We start from the raw sequence: 18,031 nt of genomic DNA on the forward strand, positions 1-18,031 counted from the left end.
CCGCCCGCAGCTTCGGGTAGAGGTTGCGCAGGGCCGCCGCCCGATCCGCTACGTACTGGTTGAGCGTCGCCCCGATCACGGCCGCCGGCATTGCCGACCGCACCATCGCCACCGCCTCCCGCACGGTCAGCTCGCGCGCCGCTTCCGCCGAACCCGCCCGGTCCCCGCGGATGCACAGCACCTGCCCGATGCCGCCGGCCGCCGCCCGCCCGACCTCCCCCGCGACCTCCTCCCGGCTGCGGCCGCGCGTCACCAGGTGCCAGACCGGCTCGATGCCCGCCGCTTTCAGCTCCAGCGAAGCCTCGAGGCTCGATTGACGGTCCGGTCGCTGGATCACGTTCACCGCCTGCGCCGCGTCGCCCAGCAGCCTCGCCCGCCGCAGGAGCACCTTCGGCAGCCGGCGCTGGGGCGGCGTGATCTCCAACGCCACCGCGAAGCGCCCCTCAGCCAGCCGTTGCGCGAACGTCACCCCAAGAGGTTCCGATGCGGGCGCCCGTTCCGTCCAGCCGCGTTTAGCCGAAGCTGCCGCGCGCACCCCGCATCCGCGGGTCGAGCAGGTCGCGCAGCGCGTCGCCGAGCATGTTGAAGCTGAACACCGCCAGCGCAATGAACAGCCCCGGCCACACCAGCTGGTCCGGCCGGATGCTCGCGATCTGCTGCGAAATCTGCAGCATCTGGCCCCACGTCGGCTGGTCCGGGTTCACCACGCCAAAGCCGAGGAAGCTCAGCGCCGCCTCCGCCAGGATGATCGACCCGACCCCAATCGTCGCCTGCACCATCAGCGGCCCGAAGATATTCGGCACCACGTGGCGCACCATAATCCGCACGTCCGTCGCACCAATCACCCGCGCCGCATCCAGGTACTGCGCCGAGCGCACCGCGATGACCGCCGAGCGGATCACCCGCGACCCCGAAAAGCCGCCCAGCAGCCCCAGCAGCACGATCAGCTTGCCGAAGCTTGCACCTCCCAGCATCGTCGTCGCAGCGAGCAGCACCACCAGCACCGGCAGCGCCATCACCGCATCCACGAGCCGCTGCAGCACCGCGTCGTAGGTGCCCCCGAAGTACCCGGAGGTCACCCCGATGAGCAGCGCCAGCGCCGAGGAAATCAGCACCGCCCCGAGGCCCACATAGAACGCGTTCCGCGCGCCGTACACGATCCGGCTGTAGTTATCCCGTCCCAGCTGGTCCGTCCCGAACGGGTTCGAAAGCGTGCCCGGCACGGTCCGATCGCCGAAGGTTGCCGAGCGTTCCACCACCGTCGGACAGAGGAACGTATCCTCCGGGCCGAGACAGTACTTCTGCAGGCGCACGCCCGCGCGCGTGTCCGCGGGCTCATGCGTCGCGAACAGCCCCGGCGCCACCGCCAGCACCCCGAGCAGCACGATAATCACCAGCGAGACGAACCCCAGCGGCTTCGTCTTCGCCAGCGTCCGGAAAAAGCCGAAGAACCGCCCGAGCGCTGTCGGCGCGGGCCGGCTCAGCGGCTCCAGCACCATCGGTTGCGTTGCAGCGTCAGCCATTTTGGTCACCTCACCCCCGCGCCCGCGGGTCCAGCAGCGAATACGACACGTCGACCACCAGGTTGATCACCACCACAGCGATGGCGAACAGCAGCGTCACCCCCTGCACCAGCGGGTAATCCCGCTCGTACACGCCGCGAATGAGCAGGCGCCCCACACCGTCGAGCGTGAACAGGCTCTCGAAAATCACCGTGCCGCCCACCAGCGTCGCCATCGTCAGGCCGATCACGGTCACCACCGGCAGCAGGACGTTCTTCAGCGCATGCCGGGTGATCACCACCCGCTCGCGGAGCCCCTTCGCCCAGGCCGTGCGGATGTAATCCTGCCGGAGCACATCCAGCATCATCGTCCGGCTGTAGCGCATCACCGCCGCCGCCGTCGAAAGCGAGAGGATCAGGCCCGCCAGCCCGAACTGCTGGATGTTGTGCAGCGGGTCCTCCCAGGGCGCTTTGTAGTCCCGCGGCGGAATCCACTGGAACTGCAGCGCGAGGAACGTCAGTACGAATGTTGCAACCACGAAGCCCGGCACCGAAAGCCCCAGCACCGAAAAGCTCCGCAGCAGGTAGTCCAGCCACGAATCCTGCCGCATCGCCGAGATAACCCCGATCGGGATGCCGATCAGGACCGCGAAAATAACCGCCACCAGCGCCAGCTCGAGGGTCACCCCGACCTTGGGCAAAACCTCCTCGAGCACCGGCTCCCGGCTGTACATCGAAGTGCCCCAGTCGCCGCGCAGGAGGTTCCCGAGCCACTTCAGGTATTCGGTCGCGATCGGGTTGTTGAGCCCGAGTTCCTCTTTCAGCTGCTCCGCCGCCTCGGGGGTGTACCCCTCGCCCAGGCGCGCCGCGACCGCCGCGTCCGGGTCCAGCCGCAAAATCCCGAAAATCAGGAACGACACGATCAGCAGCGTCGGGATCGAAAGCACCAGGCGCCGCACGATGATCCGTTGCATCACCGCCCTCCCAAGAAAGGCCCCGGGCTCGTAACGAACCCGGGGCCCCATTCTACGCGTCCAGGGAACCCCTGCTGCCTACGCTTTGAGCCACACGTCCTCGGCGTCGTCAAAGCCCGCAAGGAACGGCGTGGCAACGGCGTTCCGCACCCGCTGGTTGTACACGGTGAACAGGATGCGCGAGCCGATCCACACCGGGCCCGGGTTCTGCGCCAGCTTCCGCTGAATCTCGAAGACGATCTGCTTCCGCTTCTCGTAATCGAACTCGGCGGACTGCTGGTCAAGCAGCCGGTCGATCTCCGGGTCGGCGAACTTCCCGTAGTTGCGCGACCCCTTCGCCGGGTCGCTGTGGTGGTAGATCAGCAGCTGCGCATCCGGGTACGGCCCCGAAAGGAACAGCGTCCCCGCCAGGTTGTACTCCCCGGCCACCTGCCGCCGCAGCATGGTTGCGAAGTCCGTCCCCACGTTGTCGATGGTCAGGCGAATGCCGACCTCGCGCAGGTTCGACACGATCACGTCGGTGACCTGGTTCGCATTGAACGCGGTGGCCGTCATGATCGTCTCTTCGAAGCCGTCCGGGTAACCGGCCGCCGCAAGGAGCGCCTTGGCCTCCTTCAGCTCGTCCTCCCGCTTGCCGAAGCCGGGCAGCTTCGCCAGCTCGGCATCCGGCAGGAGCCAGCCCGCCGCCGCCGGGGTCATCGCCCCGCCGGGGATCCCGCCACCGGCGTAGACGTTGTCGTACACCTGCTGGCGATCCACCGCCCGCCAGAGCGCCTGCCGCACGCGGACGTCCTTGTACCGGTCCTTCGTGTGGTTGATCAGCAGACACTCCCGCGTCGGGTTCGGCGCCCGCGTAATGTAGTAGTTCTGGTCGTTCTCGAACTGGCGCGCCAGGTCCGCCGGCAGGCCCACCGAATCCGCCTGGTTCGCCCGGATCGCGTTCACCAGCGCCTGGTTATCCGTCTGGTTCACCACCTCGGCGCCGTCCAGCCAGGCCACATTCTGCTTCCAGTACGGGTCCGAGCGCCGCTTTACCGCGATCTTCTGACCCGCCTGGAACTCCGCAATCTCATACGGCCCGGACCCGATCACGTCCTCGGGCTTCGTGATTGCATCGTCCCCGCGGGCAGCGATCTCCTGCGGGATGATCAGATCGTACTGGTCCGCCATCGCGTTCAGCAGGTCCGCCTTCGGCGCCTTCAGCTTGAAGCGTACAGTCGTCGCATCCACCGCCTCGATCGAATCCACGATCGCGTAGTTCCCCGACCGCGGCGACTTCGCGCCCAGCGCCTTAATTCGCTCGAACGAAGCCTTCACGTCCTCGGCCGTCACCTGCCGCCCGTTGACCGGTGGCTTGTTCTGCCACTTCGCCTCCGGGCGCAGCTTGAAAATCAGCGTCGTGCCTCCGTCCGCAATCTCCGGCTGAGAAGCCGCAAGGTCCGGCTCCGGCAGGAACGGCGCCACCTTCTGGAAGCGCATCAGGAAGTTCCCGCACCAGTGCCACAGGAACGAAGACTCCCACGGCGTGTTCGTCCGGTGGATGTCGATCACCGACCCGATCGGGCCGCCCAGCAGCCGCAGCGTCCCGCCCCGGACCGGCTTCTCGCTCGTGTCCTGCGTCGGCGCAACCGGCGTCAGCTGCGTCCCGCCGTTGCTGCCACCCGTGTCGTCATCGTCGTCGTCGCCGCACCCCGCCACGGCCATCGTTGCCAGCCCCAGCGTCGCCGCCGAGCCGCCCGCCAGCACCCCGCGGCGCGTCATCTGCCGCCGGCGCCAGTAGGAATTCCAGTAGTCACTCATCTCGGTACCAAGCCCTCCAGTCGTTTCGGGCCCTCTCACAAGGGGCCGGTCTATCCTGCCCATAGAGTCCTCACCGGTCAATTGTGCAGGGCCCGTCACGTGATCTACGGCGCCGAACCTACTTCCGGATGACGCTCTCCCCGAGAATGACCTCCCTCGCCTCCGCAACCACATACAGCGACCCCGTAACACACACCAGATCGTCCTCGTTCGCGTGCGCCAGCGCGGTCTCCAGCCCGGCCGCGACGCTCTCCTCGGCCACGGCTGCCGGCCCCAGGAACCCGATCTCCTGGATCATCTGGTAGGGGTCCATCGACCGCGGATTCCGGAACCCAACGCACACGATCAGCTCGGCCAGCCGTGCCAGCTGAAAGCCCATCGACCGCAGGTCCTTGTCCCGCGTCACCCCGATGACGAGGAAGCACCGCTTCCAGCTGAAGTACTCCCGCAGCGCCGCCGCCAGCGCCTCGGCGCTCTCGCCGTTGTGGGCTCCGTCCGCCACAATCAGCGGCCGCTGCCCCATCACCTCCATCCGCCCCGGCACCCGCGTCCGCGCAATCCCCTCGACGATCGCCCGGTCGCTCAGCGTGAACCCCTGCGCACGAATCGCTTCCGCCACCGCCACCGCGGTTGCCGCATTATCGAGCTGGTGCCGGCCCAGCATCGGCGTTCGCATCGCGTATTCGCCTGCCGGCCCCCGAACCCGGAACGCCTGCCCGAAAGGGTGCTTTTCGCCCGGCTCCACCGTGTACAGCGCCCTAACGTCCACCAGCTCCGCTCCCACCTCCTCGCACCGCGCCCGGGTCACCTCCAGCACCGCCGGGTCGCGCTGCGGGGCGACCACCGCCGTCGTCCCGCGCTTGATAATCCCCGATTTGTCCTTGGCGATGGCGGTCGTCGTCGGCCCCAGGATCGCCGTGTGCTCCAGCGAAATCGGCGTGATCACCGCCACATCTGTCGCCTCGAAGACATTCGTCGCGTCAAACGTCCCCCCCAGCCCAACCTCCACCACCTGCCAGTCCACCCTCGGCACCTGCGCCCGCACCAGCCAGAAAAACAGCGCCGTCAGCACCCCAAAGGTCGAAACATCCCCGTGCACGCTTTCCCGCTCTGCCTCAACTGCCCCCCGGATGGCGGCCAGCCCCGCGGCAAACTCTTCCGGTCTCACCGGCTCCCCGTCGATCGCAATCCGCTCCGTAAACGAATGCAGGTGCGGGCTCGTGTACAGCGCCGTGCGATACCCCGCCTCCAGCAGCACCCCGGCAATCATCGCCGAGGTGCTCCCCTTCCCCTTCGAGCCGGTGATGTGCACGGTCGGACGCCCCAGGTGCGGGTCGTTGAGCCGCCCCAAAAGCGACCGCATCGAATCCAGGCTCATCGTCGGGTTCGGCGAAGCCTGGTAGCCCCGCTCCATATCGCTCAACGAAAGCAGAAACTCGATCGCCTCGCTGTACTCCACGCGGCGATTCTACCGCGCCCGCCCTCGGAACCTACCCTTCCCCGAACTCCACCACGTGCCGGGCCGCCTCGAACCCCCGCATCAGAATGAGCCGCCGCGGCACGAGCCGAAACAACAATCCCCGTTCCGTGAAGACCGCCGCCATCTTGTTCTTGCCCTCCAGCTCCCGCAGCAGCGGCTCGTACTCCGGCGAGTCCTTCGCCACCTCCTCCGCGCGCCCCTCAATCACCACCCGGTGGAAGGTCGCCCAGTCCGACCGGATCACCTCGCGGTTGTCGATCAGGAACGACACCTCGGGCGTCGCCCGGATGTTCCGGGTGTGCTGCGGGCGCGTGCCGCTCCCAAACAGCACCTCCCCGTTCGGCCGCAGGTGGAACAGCACGAAGGTCACGTACGGCGTCCCATCCTCCGCGTGCAGGGTCGCCAGCGTGCCCCCGGCCTGGTCAAGCCCCAGGGCGTAAGCCTGCGCCAGGATCTCCTCCCGCGAAAGCGTCGCACTCACCGCCGCGATTCTAGGGCCACCGTCCCGCTCACGCACCCGCCGTTGAACCACCCGCGCGATCGCCGCTACCGTGGTGCCAATGGCCCAGCAGCCGCCCGGCCCCCCGCGCCGCATCGTCCTCGAACAGCCCTCTCCCGACCGCCAGGGCCGAACCGGCTGCATCGCCGCCGGCGCCATCATCGGCATCCTTGTCGGCATCATGGTCGGGCTCTACGCCCTCCCGCCCATCCTCAAGAGCATCTACGGCGAAAAGAAGGTCGCTGCCGGCGAAACCTACGAGGGCGACGGCCGCCGCATCGCCGTCGAGGCCATCGGTGTCCGCTCCGAGCCGCTCGAAGCGCCCTCCCCCGGCATGCAACGCCACGATGTCTTCATCGCCCTCGCCATCACCTCCAACAAGACCTGGGACGCCACCCTCGCCGATTGGACCCTCGAAGTCCGCGGCATCGAAAACTGGCTCCCCGCCGCCTCCGCCTCCACCGATGGCCAGCCCGGCTTCGACCCGCCCCTCGGCCAGGCTACACGCGTCGAACTCCACTTCATCGTCGAACGCCCCGCTGCGGAAACGCGCCCCCTCGAACTCGAAGCCCTCCACCTCGCCAATCCCCGCGTCCGCTTCGCCCTCGCCGAACCATGAACTGCCCCCAGGTCCCCGGCTCCCTCCCCCACCTCCTCGCACCCGGCCTGCGGGTCATCTTCATCGGCTACAACCCGGCCATCTACTCCGCCCGCGCCGGGCACTACTACGCCCGCCCCGGCAACCGCTTCTGGGTCCACCTCAGCCAGTCCGGACTCGCCGGGCGCCCCGTCGGCCCCGAAGATGACCGCCTCCTCCCCGCCGAGGCTGGCATCGGCTTCACCGACCTCTGCTGCCGCCCCACCGTCCGCGCAGAGCACCTCACCCGCGACGAAATCGCCGCCGGCGCCCGCCGCCTCCACGCAGAGCTCCTGCGCTTCCAGCCGCGCATCGCCTGCTTCAGCGGGCGCGGCATCTACCAGCATTTCGGTCGCCACGCTCTCGGGCTTGCCGCCGGCGAGCTCGCCCGCCGTCCCTACGGCGAGCAGCCGGAGCGCATCGGCCGCACCATCCCGTGGGTTATCCCCAGCTCCAGCGGCCTCGCCTCCCGCTGGCACGCCCTCCGCCTCGAGTGGCTCCACCGCCTCCGTGAAGCGCTCGAAGCCCTCGAACCCCCTGCCCCTTCCCCCTTGCCGCCCGCCGCCGCACCCTAACCCCATGCAGCTCGGCATCATCGGACTCGCCCGCTCCGGCAAGACCACCATCTTCAACGCCGTCACCCGCGGCACCGCCCGCGTCGGCGATTACTCCTCCTCCAACCAGCCCAACATTGGCGTCGTCACCGTCCCCGACGAGCGCGTCGATGCCCTCGCCCGCCTCTACAAACCCCGCAAAACCACCTACGCCACCATCCAGTACGTCGATTTCCCCGCCGCCGCCGAGTCGTTCGGCAAGGGCGAAGGCCCCGCCGGCAAGTTCATCAACGACCTCGCCCGCATGGATGCCCTCATCCACGTCGTCCGCGCCTTCCGAGATGACGCCGTCCCCCATCCCGAAGGCACCATCGACCCCGACCGCGATATCCAGACCATGGACCTCGAGCTCGCCTTCGCCGACCTCGCCATCATCGAGCGCCGCCTCCAGCGCCTCGAAGCCGAGCTCCGCTCCCTCAAGGCCAGCGAGCGCGAGCGCCCCCAGCGCCTCAAGGAGCTCCTCGAACGGCTCAAGCACGGCCTCGAAAGCGACGTCCCCATCCGCGCTCAGGTGCTCTCAGACGACGACCGCCGCCTCCTCGAGGGCACCCGCTTCCTGACCGCCCTTCCCATGCTCCTCCTCATCAACATCGGCGAAGAGGACCTCCCCCGCCGCGCCGAGATCGAAGCCGAATTCCGCCAGCGCTACGCCGGCCCCGGCCGCGATGTCGCCGTCATGGCCGGCAAGTTCGAAATGGACCTCAACGAGCTTTCCGAGGAGGATGCCGCCGAATTCCGCGCCTCCGCCGGCGTCACAGAATCGGGCATGGCCAACGCCATCCGCCTGAGCTACGCCCTCCTCGGGCTCATCTCCTTTCTCACCGCCGGCCCCGATGAGTGCCGCGCCTGGACCATCCCCGCCGGCGCAACCGCCCCCGAGGCCGCCGGCAAAATCCACTCCGACCTCCAGCGCGGCTTTATCCGCGCTGAGGTCATCCGCTGGGACGACCTCGTGGCCGCCGGCAGCGAAGCCGAGGCGAAAAAGCGCGGCCTGCTCCGCACCGAGGGCAAGAACTACGTCGTCCAGGACGGCGACGTGCTCCACATCCTCTTCAACGTCTGAGGCAGGCCCCCGGCGGTCAGGCCATCCCTACCGCCGCCGGGGCCATCTCCCGCATCGCCTGCAGCACCCGCTCCCGCCGCACCCGCACATCCGGGTCGAACGAGATGAACTGCAGGAAGGCCGTCTCCACCCCCGCCTCCAGGTAGCGCTGCACGTGCGCTTTCCGTTCCTCCGCCGTGCCATGCACAAACAGGTCGTCGATCACCCGCTCCGGCACCGCCGCCAGCGCGCCCTTGCGGTCCCCCGCATCCCAGGCCGACCACATCGCCGAGAGCAGCGGCTCCCGCCCGAGCCAGCGGTGGAACTCCTTGTACACCGGCACATTCAGGTAGCCGTTCAGGTGGCGCCGCATCATCTGCGACACCTCATCCCCCGGCGGGTCCACCACCACCATCAGCCGCGCCGTGATCTCCACCTCATCGGGATTGCGCCCCGCGGCCTTCGCCGCCTCCCGCACCACCGCCACCGACTTCTCGACGTCCTCTGCCGAAAGCCAGTTGATGATCGCCCCATCGCCGACTTCCCCCGCCACCCGCAGCATCCCCTCGCGCAGCGCCGCGATGTGCACCGGGATCGGCTGGGCCGGCGGCTTGCTCATCCGGAAGCCGTTCACCTGGAACGTCTCCCCCTCGAACACCACCCGCTCCCCGGAAAACGCCCGCTTCAGGAAGATCGCCATCTCCCGCACCCGCGTGGCCGGCTTGCGGAACTTCCCCCCGTTCCACAGCTCCACAATCGGCTGCGAACCCGAGCCGATTCCCAGGTTGAATCGCCCCGGCGCCACCTCCGCGACCCCGGCCGCTGTCTCCGCCAGCGTGGCCGGCCCGCGCGTGTACACGTTCGCAATCGCCGTCCCCAGCCGCAGGTTCGTGTGCAGGCCAATCACCGCCAGCGGCGTAAACGCGTCGATTGCGTCCACCTCGTACGACCAGGCATCCGTGTAGCCGAGCCGCTCCGCCTCCTGGCAGACCTCCGGGTGCTCGCGCAGCGAAACACCATCCAGCGGAACCGAAAGCGAAAGCCGTTTTCCAGGCATCAGTACTCCCCCATCAGTCGATGCATCCGGTCGATCAGCACCGGAACGTACCACTCGAAATCCGCCGCTCCCGGGTTCGAGGCCGTCTTCTCCAGGTAGTGCATGTACAGCCCCTCGAGAATGACCGCCATCTTGTACACCGCCAGCACGCTGTAGAACGCGAAGTGCTTCATCGAACGCCCGCTCCTCGCCTCGTAAAGCGCCGCCATCTCCTCCCGCGAAGGGAAGCCATCCGCGGCTGTGAGCACCGCCCGCTCCTCCTGGAAGCGGCGCGTTCCCGGCGGATCCCCCGGGTCGCCCCAGGTCGAAAGCAGCCAGCCGAGGTCCGCCAGCGGGTCCCCGATCGTCGCCATTTCCCAGTCCAGGATGCCCAGCAGCCGCGGCGCATCCTTCGCGAAAATGGTGTTGTCCAGCTTGTAGTCCCCGTGCACGACCGAAACATCCGCCTCCGCCGGCAGCCGCGCCCGCAGCCAGTCCGTCACCGAATCTAATCCCGGCAGCTCCCTCGTGCGCGGCCTCGTCAGCTCCCACTGCTTCGCCCACCGCTCGATCTGCCGCGAAAGGTACGTCTCGCCCTTCCCTGTGAGACCCGCTGCCTGCCAGTCCACCGCGTGCAGCTCCACCAGACCGTCCACCAGCTCCTCCGCCAGCTTCCGACGGCCCTCGGGCGTGTCGTACGCCGCCGGCACCTCCCCGCGGATCACCACGCCGTCGAGCCGCTCCATCAGGTAGAACGGCGCACCGATGACGCTCGTGTCCTCGCAGACCGCAACCGGCCGCGGCACACGCGCCCGGCCCCACAACGCCGAGAGGTAGCGGTACTCCCGCACCACGTCGTGCGCGGTCGGCAGCAGCGGACCCCGCGGCGGGCGCCGCAGCACCCACTGCTGCTCGCCTCGCGAGACATAAAACGTCTCGTTCGAAAACCCGGCCACATGCTTCTGCACCTGGATGGGGCCGCGCTCGCCGGGCACCTGCTCATTGATGAACCGCTCCAGCGCCGCGACGTCGATGAGTTCACTGATCGGCGTCTCCGTCATCGCCGTTGCCTCCCTCCGCCCCCGGGCACACGCCGCCAGTAAGCAGGGGCCTCCAGAGTCTTGCCGCCGCGATTGCCGCCGTCAACTCCGGCTACAATCCCGCCATGGACCTCTACCGCGGAACCATCTCCAAGCGCGACCGCCGCGCCTTCCTTCCCCAGCCCATCTCCGATGAGTCGCTGCGCCGCATCCTCCGGGCCGGCCGCATGACGCCCTCCTCGAAAAACAGCGAGCCCAACCGCTTCATCGTCGTCCGCTCCCCCGAAGGCAAACGCGCCCTCGCGAACCTCAGCCCCATGGCTCAGTGGCTCGCCGATGCCGCCGTCGTCATCGTCATCGCCCAGGTCCGCGAGCACCCCTTCGATGCCGGCCGCTGCGCCCAGAACATGATGCTCGCCGCCTTCAACGACGGCATCGGCTCCTGCCCCGCCCATCTCCCCGAAGAAGCCCTGCGCGAGCTCCTCGCCATCCCGCCCGACGTCTTCATCAATCGCGTCATCGGCTTCGGCTACATCGACCCCGAGAACGCCGGCCCACCGCCGGCCGTCGCCCGCCGTCGGAAGCCGCTTGAGGAGCTCGTCCACAGCGAGCGCTGGGGTCAGTCGGCCCCCTTCCTCGCCCCGCCCGCGGAGCAGCGCCCGTGATCGCCCTCACCGATGAAATGCGCCAGGCCTTCGCCACAGCACTCGCCGATGGCGCACCCGACATCGTCGCTACCGCCGACCCGGCCACCGGCGAACCCGATATCGCCTTCAAGGGCAGCGCCATGGTCTTCGATGCCGAGCACCTCGCCTTCTGGGAGCGCGCCCACGGCCAGACGCTCCGCAACCTCCGCGCCAACCCGCGCGTCTGCCTCCTCTACCGCAACCCCAAAACCCGCACCGCCCGGAAGTTCTTCGGCCATGCGGAGCTCCACGAAGCCGGCGACCTCCGCCAGCAGGTGATGGACCGCACCATCCCGGTCGAGCTCGAACGCGACCCCGAGCGCCGCGGCATCGCCGTCCTCGTTCGCGTCGACCGTGTCCTCCAGGCCGGGCAGGTCATCATGGCGCGGGAGTAGCACGCGGGAGTAGCAGTCGTCTGGCGCCCTCGGCAGGACTCGAACCCACAACCTGCTGATCCGAAGTCAGCTGCTCTATCCGATTGAGCTACGAGGGCGCGCCTCCACCTGCCGTCCGCCCGGCACCACCATCTTACCCCCTCCGACCCGGGACTGCCCCGCGGGCCGCGCTATCATCGAAGCATGAACCCCGCCGAACCCGCCGCCCCCACGCCCTACCAGCAGCTTGGCGGCGCCGAAACCGTCTGGCGCATCGTCGACGCCTTCTACCGCCGCGTCGAGACCGACGACGTCCTCCGCCCGCTCTACCCCGAAGACCTCCAGCCCGGCAGGCAGAAACTCGCCTGGTTCATGGAACAGTGGCTCGGCGGCCCGACCTCCTACAGCGACCGCTACGGCCATCCCCGCCTCCGCCGCCGTCACTTCCCCTTTGTCATCGATGAGCGCGCCGCCGGCCGTTGGCTTCGCCTGATGCGCGAAGCCTGGAACGAAGCTGGCGTCCCCCGCGAGCTGCAGGACCCCATCTTCGAGCGCCTCGCCGTCCTCGCCCGCCACCTGATCAACGCCGGCCAGGATGTCCCCCGCGAACCCCTCGGCGACGTCCGCCTCGACTAGCGCTCGTCCGCCCGCGGCGTAAAATCCGCCGCCGATGGAAGCACAGGTGCCCGTCCTCGAAGGTGTCCGCGTCCTCGAAGTCGGCGGCGGCATCCCCGCTGCCTTCGCTGCCCGCTGGCTCGCCGGCTTCGGCGCCGATGTCGTCAGAATCGAGCCCGACCACGAACAGCTCACCCCCGACGAGGCCGTCTACCTCCTCCCCGGCAAGCGGCGCGTCCTCGCCGACCCGGCGCAGCTCCGCGCCCTCGCCCTCGCCGCCGACATCGTCATCGAAGACTGCCCGCCCGGCCGGCTCGCCGCCCTCGGCGCCGACCCTGCCGCGCTCCGCTCCGAAAAGCCCGCCCTCGTCGTGGTCTCGATCACCCCCTACGGCCAGGATGGCCCGTACGCCCGCTTCCCGGCCACGAACATCACCGCCTTCGCCATGGGCGGCATCATGTCCCTGACCGGCATGCACCAGCGCGAACCGCTGGTCACCGGCGGCTCCCAGGCCCTCTACCTCGGCGGCCTCGATGCCGCCGGCGCAGCCCTCGCGGCATACTTCGGCGCCGCTCTCCACGGCGAAGGCGACTGGGTCGATATCTCGCTCCAGGAGTGCATGGCCGGCATGCTCGAACTCTATGGCCCCCTCGGCGCCTACGAAGGGGTTCTCTCCGTCCGCGCCGGGAACCATGTCCGCGCCGTCTGGGCCCTCTACCCTTGCCTCGACGGCTACGCCGGGGTCTGCGCCCTCGAACGCCAGGTGCCTGCCCTCTTCTCCCTTATCGGCGACCCCGAGCTCAACGAACCCCGCTTCCGCGACCCCCTCGAGCGCCCCAACCACGACGACGAGCTCCAGGCGAAGCTCTACGCGTGGTTCGGCGAACGCACCCGCGCCGAGCTCGTCGAACTCGGCTTCCGCCACCGCGTGCCCATCGGCGCCGTCACCACCCCCCTCGAACTCCTCGACAACCCCTCGCTCCGTGAGCGCGGGTTCTTCGATACGGTCGAAACGCCGGCGGGCACCGCCCGGGTACCCGGCCGCCCCTTCCTCGGGCTCCCGTGGCAGATCGGTCCCCTCGCGGACCCCGTGCCCGCTGCCGACGTCCTCGCCGCCTGGGAGGCCGCCCGGTGAAGCGCCTCCCCCTCGAAGGCATCCGTATCGCCGACCTCACCATGATGTGGGCCGGCCCCTACGCCACCCGCATCCTCGCCGAAATGGGCGCCGAGGTCATCAAAATCGAATCTCCCCGCGCCTGGGACAACATCCGCACGCTCATCCCCCAGCCGGGCGTGGAGGAGCCCTGGAACTCCAGCTACTACTTCAACGACTACAACCGCGACAAAAAATCCCTCACCCTCGACCTCGCCCATCCCCTCGGCCGCGAAACCTTCCTCCGCCTGGTCCCCCTCTGCGATGTCGTCATCGAAAACTATCGCGCCGACGTGCTCGATAACCTCCGCCTCGGCTACGACGTCCTCCGCCAGGCCCGCCCCGATATCATCCTCGTCAGCATGGCCGGCTTCGGCAAAACCGGCCCCGAGCGCAACCACGTCGGCTTCGGCCCCATCATCGAGCAGATGAGCGGCCTCGCCTCCCTTACCGGCTACGGCGACGACGGCGTCCCCTTCAAGACCGGCATCTCCTATGGCGACCCCGTCGCCGGGAAGGCCGCCGCCTTCGCCGTCATCCTCGCCCTCCTCCACCGCCGAAAGACGGGCCAGGGCGCCTGCATCGACCTCGCCCAGCGCGAAGTCCTCGCCACCCTCATCGGCGAAGCCTTCGTCGCCGCCTCGCTCCGCGGCGAATCACCCGTGCATCGCGGCAACCGCGACCCCCGCGCCTTCGCCCAGGGCGTCTATCGCTGCGCCGGCCAAGACCAGTGGCTCGCGCTGACCCTCAGCACCCGCGCCGATTGGGAAGCCGCCGCTCGCGCGCTCGGCATCGACCCGTCCCTGCCCGAACCGCCGGACCACGACGAAATCGACCGCCGTCTCGCCGCTGCCCTCGCCTCGCTCGACCCGCAGGACGCCTTCGAGCGCCTCGCCCGCGCCGGCATCCCCGCCGGCCGTGTGCTCGATACCCTCACCATCCACGACGACCCGCATCTCGCCGCCCGCCGCTACTGGGCCGAACTCCCGCACCCGCGGATGCACCCGTGGAAGCAGCCGCGCAGCGCCTGGCGCCTCCGCGAAGCCGACCCCTGGCCGCGTCGCCACGCCCCCCTCTTCGGCGAACACAACGACGAGATTCTCCAGGGCCTCCTCGGGCTCTCCGCTGAACAGGTCGAAGAGCTTCGCCGCGAGGGCGTCATCGGCGAAGCCCCTGTCAACCCCGGCGTCGGCTAGCCCCTACACCTCGACGATCAGCGATACCAGACCGCGGAAGCCGGGCACCCGCTTCCACTTCAGCTCCTGCGGCGCCAGCCGCATGGTCGGGAACCGCTCCAGCAGCACCCGCACGCCGATCTGCGCCTCGAGCCGGGCCAGCGGCGCGCCCAGGCAGTAGCGGCGCCCGCCGCCGAAGGCCACGTGGTCGATGTCCTCGCGCGTCACGTCAAACGCATGGGGGTCCTTGTGCAGCCGCGGGTCGTAGTTCGCGGCGCCCAGCGCCACCGTGATCGAATCCCCTTTGTGCATCGGGCAGCCCGCAATCACCCGGTCATCCGGCACAATCCGCCCGCTGAACGTCACCGGCCCCTCGTACCGCAGCATCTCTTCCACCGCGTTCTCGATGAGCTCCGGCCGCTCACGAAGCAGCTGCGCCTGCTCGGGGTGCTGGAGCAGGTTCTTCATCCCGTTGCCCAGCAGGTCCGTGGTCGTCACGTTCCCCGCCGCCAGCAGCAGGCCGATCATCCGGAGCACCTCCTCGTCGTTGAGGAAGTCCCCGTTCTCCTCGGCCTTCAGCATCCCCGTGATGAGGTCATCCCGCGGTTCGGCACGCCGCTCCGCAATCACCCGCCGCAGGTACGCATCCAGCTCCTGCCCCGCCTGCATCGCCTTCTCCCGGACCTCGTCGCTCGCGAATGGGTCGAAACCTGCGGCCACGCTGTCATCCGTCCAGCGCTTGAAATCCGCCTGGTCCTTCGGGTCCACCCCCAGCATCTCCGCAATGACGATCGTCGGGTACGGCTGGCAGAACGCCGCCATCAGGTCGAACGAGTGCTGCCCTTCGACCCGGTCGCACAGCTCGTGGGCAATCTCCTCGATGCGCGGCTGCATCCGCTCGATCGCCCGCGGCGTGAACGCCTTCGAGACCAGACCCCGCAGCCGCGTGTGGTTCGGCGGGTCCTGGAACAGCATGCTCGGCTCGCCGTCATCCCCCAGCATCCGCTGCCGGAACATCGCGTTGAACGATTTCTCGTTCGCCTTCCGCGGGTCCACCAGCAACTCCGGGTCGCGGAGGATTGCCTGCACATCCTCGAACCGCCCCACGATCCACCGCCCGAACTGCTCATCCCAAATCACCCGGTCGGCCTCGCGCACCGCATCGAGCAGGCTGAACGGGTCCTTCTGGTACTCCGGGTTTAGCGGTGTCAGCTGAACCCCCAGCGGAACCTCGCGCGTCGTCGATTCGGTCATGGCTGCTGTCCCTCCACTGGCTGCTTCGGCGCATCCTAACAAAATCGAACGACGTTCGAAAGCGTTCCCCGCTCCAGCCCCCGGGCAGCCACGCGCTGCTCACCGCGCCGGCCGCTCCCCCCGCCCTACACTCCCCCCCGTGCGCCCGCTCGTCCTCTTCGATATCGACCTCACCCTCATCAGCGCCTCCGGCGCAGGGCGCGCTGCCATCGATGCCGCCGCCCGCGAGTGCTTTGGCGTCCCCGAAGCCACCGCCGGCATTCCCTTCGACGGCCGCACCGACCGCGCCATCTTCACCGAACTCCTCGACCGCCACGGCCGCCCTCGCGCCGAGTTCGACGCTCTCGCCGCTGCCTACCTCCGCGCTCTCCCCGGCGCCCTCGAGGCCCGCGGTGCCGTCGCCCTCCCCGGTGTCCAGCCGCTCCTCGCAGCGCTCGAGGCCGCCGGCGCCATCCTTGGCCTCGCAACCGGCAACCTGCGCGAGGGCGCCCGCCTCAAGCTCTCAGCCGTCGGCCTCTGGCACGCCTTTGCCGGCGGCGGCTTCGGCGACCGCCACATCGAGCGCCGCCGCGTCGTCGCCCAAGCCCTCGCCGCCCTTGACCCCGTCCCATCGACGCCCGCCGTCGTCATCGGCGATACCCCCGCCGACGTCAGCGCCGCCCACGCGGTCGGGCTCCCGGCCATCGCCGTCGCCACCGGCCGTTCCTCCCCCGCCGACCTCCGCGCCGCCGGCGCCGATGCCGTCCTCGCCTCGTTCGAGGACGTCCCGGGCGCACTCTCGGCCATCCGCGACCTCGCCCGTCCGCCCGTCCCATCGACACCGCCCCGCTGAGCCGCCACACTCCCGCCATGACCCTCCGCCTCGGCATCGCCGGCTCAGGCTTCGTCGCCTCCGTCTACTGTCACGCCGCCCGGCAGGTCCCCGGCGTTGAAATCGCAGCTGTCGCCTCGCCCCGCTCCGCCGCCGGGTTCGCCGCCCGCTGGGGCATCCCCCGCGTCTACGCCGACCCGGCCCTCATGGCCGCCGAGGCCCCTGTCGATGCGGTCCTCGTTGCCCTCCCCAATCACCTCCATCGCGAGGTGACCCTGGCCGCCGCGGCCGCCGGCCGTCACGTCCTCTGCGAAAAGCCGCTGGCCGCCGGCATCCCCGATGCCCGCGCCATGGTCGAAGCCTGCGCGGCCGCCGGAGTCGTCCTCGCCCTCGCCGAAAACCTGCTCTTCGCCCCGCTGTACGAACGCACCCGGCGCCTCGCCCGGGATGGCCACGCCGGCGAACCCTTCCTGGTCAAATGCAGCCAGGCCCACGGCGGCCCCTACAGCGACTGGTTCTTCGACCCCCGCCAGTCCGGCGGCGGCGCCCTCGTCGATATGGGCCCCCACAGCATCCACACCATCTGCCGCCTCCTCGGAGCCTGGCCCGAAGCCGTCACCGCCCGCCTCGGGCGTTACCTCCACGCCGCCCGCACCCCCGCCGAAGACCACGCCCACGTCCTCCTCCACTTCCCCGGCGGCGTCCTCGGCATCGCCGAGGCCTCGTGGGCGGTCCCCGGCGGCAACGATGCCCTCGAGGTCTACGGCCCGCGCGGGCGCCTCCTCGCCAACCTCGAACGCGGCCCGGCAATCGCCGCCTACCAGCAGCCGCCCGACCCCGCTGCCCCCGGCGGCTGGCACCACATCATGTACGAAGAGGCCTGGCAGTTCGGCTTCCCTGGCGTTCTCCAGGACTTCGCCGAAGCTGTCGCTGGCCTCCACCCGCCCCGCGCCGACGGCCGCGACGGCCTTCGCGTCCTCGAAGTCCTCGCCGCCGCCTACGAATCCGACCGCCTCGGCGCGACCGTCAGCCTCCCCGTCGACGGCGCCTGCGAGCGCCTCATCGACCACTGGCGCCCGCCGGCCTGACGCAACCCGGCGGCTCCCGTACCATCCCCCCGATGGACCGCTTCGCCGCCTTCTTCGCCAGCCCCGCACGGCAGGCGCTCGCCTGGACCGCGCTCGGCATCCTCGGGGTCATCTTCGCCGCCGTTGGCGCCTGGCTCCTGCTTCGCGGCGATGACCCCCGGCCGCAGGCACTGCCGCCCGACGTCCTCACCCCGACCCCTTCCCCCGTGCCCTCGCCCACCCCGACCACCACGCCCACGCCGTCGCCATCGC

General features: G+C 69.5%; 19 protein-coding genes, 1 tRNA gene and 1 pseudogene. 11 read left to right on the forward strand and 10 right to left on the reverse strand.

The features are described from left to right. From VAE46_RS08860 to VAE46_RS08885, 6 genes are all read right to left on the reverse strand, one after another. Window positions 1-469: methylenetetrahydrofolate reductase (locus VAE46_RS08860; RefSeq protein ID WP_322796570.1), on the reverse strand; the 469-nt coding region annotated here is incomplete at its 3' end. 43 nt (window positions 470-512) lie between these two features. Further along, entirely contained in the window at window positions 513-1,523 is a 1,011-nt protein-coding gene (locus VAE46_RS08865) for an ABC transporter permease (RefSeq protein WP_322796571.1), read from the reverse strand. 10 nt (window positions 1,524-1,533) lie between these two features. Next, the gene (locus VAE46_RS08870) at window positions 1,534-2,475 is read right to left on the reverse strand and encodes an ABC transporter permease (RefSeq protein ID WP_322796572.1); all 942 of its coding nucleotides are present in this window, start codon (window positions 2,473-2,475) and stop codon (window positions 1,534-1,536) included. 78 nt (window positions 2,476-2,553) lie between these two features. Further along, window positions 2,554-4,275, reverse strand: a complete 1,722-nt coding sequence (locus VAE46_RS08875) for an ABC transporter substrate-binding protein (protein ID WP_322796573.1) — start codon at window positions 4,273-4,275, stop codon at window positions 2,554-2,556. Window positions 4,276-4,393: 118 nt separating this feature from the next. Beyond that, complete coding sequence (locus tag VAE46_RS08880) at window positions 4,394-5,734, reverse strand: folylpolyglutamate synthase/dihydrofolate synthase family protein (RefSeq protein ID WP_322796574.1); 1,341 nt, start codon at window positions 5,732-5,734, stop codon at window positions 4,394-4,396. Between the two features lie 31 nt (window positions 5,735-5,765). After that, window positions 5,766-6,236, reverse strand: coding sequence for a pyridoxamine 5'-phosphate oxidase family protein (locus VAE46_RS08885; RefSeq protein ID WP_322796575.1), 471 nt, complete (start codon window positions 6,234-6,236; stop codon window positions 5,766-5,768). Window positions 6,237-6,315: 79 nt separating this feature from the next. On the opposite strand from VAE46_RS08885, the gene VAE46_RS08890 reads away from it, so the two are divergent. From VAE46_RS08890 to ychF, 3 genes are read left to right on the forward strand one after another with little or no spacing between them, the layout of a single operon-like run. After that, window positions 6,316-6,873: a hypothetical protein gene (locus tag VAE46_RS08890; RefSeq protein ID WP_322796576.1), complete on the forward strand. Its 558-nt coding sequence runs from the start codon at window positions 6,316-6,318 to the stop codon at window positions 6,871-6,873. After that, entirely contained in the window at window positions 6,870-7,466 is a 597-nt protein-coding gene (locus VAE46_RS08895; protein ID WP_322796577.1) for a mismatch-specific DNA-glycosylase, read from the forward strand. Before VAE46_RS08890 ends, VAE46_RS08895 begins: the two co-directional genes overlap by 4 nt. A gap of 4 nt (window positions 7,467-7,470) precedes the next feature. Then, on the forward strand, window positions 7,471-8,568 hold the full coding sequence (gene ychF / locus VAE46_RS08900; RefSeq protein ID WP_322796578.1) for a redox-regulated ATPase YchF: 1,098 nt from the start codon (window positions 7,471-7,473) through the stop codon (window positions 8,566-8,568). 16 nt (window positions 8,569-8,584) lie between these two features. Here ychF and VAE46_RS08905 read toward each other — a convergent pair whose 3' ends face one another. Together VAE46_RS08905 and VAE46_RS08910 are read right to left on the reverse strand one after the other, a co-directional pair. Next, window positions 8,585-9,604: an LLM class F420-dependent oxidoreductase gene (locus VAE46_RS08905; RefSeq protein ID WP_322796579.1), complete on the reverse strand. Its 1,020-nt coding sequence runs from the start codon at window positions 9,602-9,604 to the stop codon at window positions 8,585-8,587. Further along, window positions 9,604-10,644 (reverse strand): phosphotransferase family protein, encoded by a 1,041-nt coding sequence (locus VAE46_RS08910; protein WP_322796580.1) that lies wholly within the window; start codon window positions 10,642-10,644, stop codon window positions 9,604-9,606. The genes VAE46_RS08905 and VAE46_RS08910 overlap by 1 nt, the downstream gene beginning before the upstream one ends. Before the next feature lie 104 nt (window positions 10,645-10,748). Here VAE46_RS08910 and VAE46_RS08915 point away from each other — a divergent pair, with 104 nt between their 5' ends. Both VAE46_RS08915 and VAE46_RS08920 read left to right on the forward strand, forming a co-directional pair. After that, window positions 10,749-11,288, forward strand: a complete 540-nt coding sequence (locus VAE46_RS08915) for a nitroreductase family protein (protein WP_322796581.1) — start codon at window positions 10,749-10,751, stop codon at window positions 11,286-11,288. Further along, window positions 11,285-11,704, forward strand: a complete 420-nt coding sequence (locus VAE46_RS08920) for a pyridoxamine 5'-phosphate oxidase family protein (RefSeq protein WP_322796582.1) — start codon at window positions 11,285-11,287, stop codon at window positions 11,702-11,704. The genes VAE46_RS08915 and VAE46_RS08920 overlap by 4 nt, the downstream gene beginning before the upstream one ends. A gap of 21 nt (window positions 11,705-11,725) precedes the next feature. Here the strand turns inward: VAE46_RS08920 and VAE46_RS08925 are convergent. Continuing rightward, a tRNA-Arg gene (locus VAE46_RS08925) sits at window positions 11,726-11,802 on the reverse strand. Between the two features lie 85 nt (window positions 11,803-11,887). On the opposite strand from VAE46_RS08925, the gene VAE46_RS08930 reads away from it, so the two are divergent. From VAE46_RS08930 to VAE46_RS08940, 3 genes are read left to right on the forward strand one after another with little or no spacing between them, the layout of a single operon-like run. Further along, window positions 11,888-12,319, forward strand: a complete 432-nt coding sequence (locus VAE46_RS08930) for a globin (RefSeq protein ID WP_322796583.1) — start codon at window positions 11,888-11,890, stop codon at window positions 12,317-12,319. Between the two features lie 34 nt (window positions 12,320-12,353). Beyond that, entirely contained in the window at window positions 12,354-13,433 is a 1,080-nt protein-coding gene (locus VAE46_RS08935; protein WP_322796584.1) for a CoA transferase, read from the forward strand. Next, entirely contained in the window at window positions 13,430-14,647 is a 1,218-nt protein-coding gene (locus VAE46_RS08940; protein ID WP_322796585.1) for a CoA transferase, read from the forward strand. Before VAE46_RS08935 ends, VAE46_RS08940 begins: the two co-directional genes overlap by 4 nt. 3 nt (window positions 14,648-14,650) lie before the next feature. On the opposite strand, the gene VAE46_RS08945 is transcribed toward VAE46_RS08940, so the two are convergent. Then, complete coding sequence (locus VAE46_RS08945; RefSeq protein WP_322796586.1) at window positions 14,651-15,880, reverse strand: cytochrome P450; 1,230 nt, start codon at window positions 15,878-15,880, stop codon at window positions 14,651-14,653. 139 nt (window positions 15,881-16,019) lie between these two features. On the opposite strand from VAE46_RS08945, the gene VAE46_RS08950 reads away from it, so the two are divergent. From VAE46_RS08950 to VAE46_RS08960, 3 genes and pseudogenes are all read left to right on the forward strand, one after another. Continuing rightward, window positions 16,020-16,712 (forward strand): HAD family hydrolase, encoded by a 693-nt coding sequence (locus VAE46_RS08950; RefSeq protein ID WP_322796587.1) that lies wholly within the window; start codon window positions 16,020-16,022, stop codon window positions 16,710-16,712. Between the two features lie 17 nt (window positions 16,713-16,729). Then, window positions 16,730-17,779 (forward strand): Gfo/Idh/MocA family oxidoreductase, encoded by a 1,050-nt coding sequence (locus tag VAE46_RS08955; RefSeq protein WP_322796588.1) that lies wholly within the window; start codon window positions 16,730-16,732, stop codon window positions 17,777-17,779. A gap of 32 nt (window positions 17,780-17,811) precedes the next feature. Further along, a pseudogene (locus VAE46_RS08960) lies at window positions 17,812-18,031 on the forward strand (hypothetical protein); the annotation flags it as partial.

Origin of the sequence: Tepidiforma sp. (assembly GCF_034433535.1) — a bacterium.
Lineage (GTDB): Bacteria > Chloroflexota > Dehalococcoidia > Tepidiformales > Tepidiformaceae > Tepidiforma.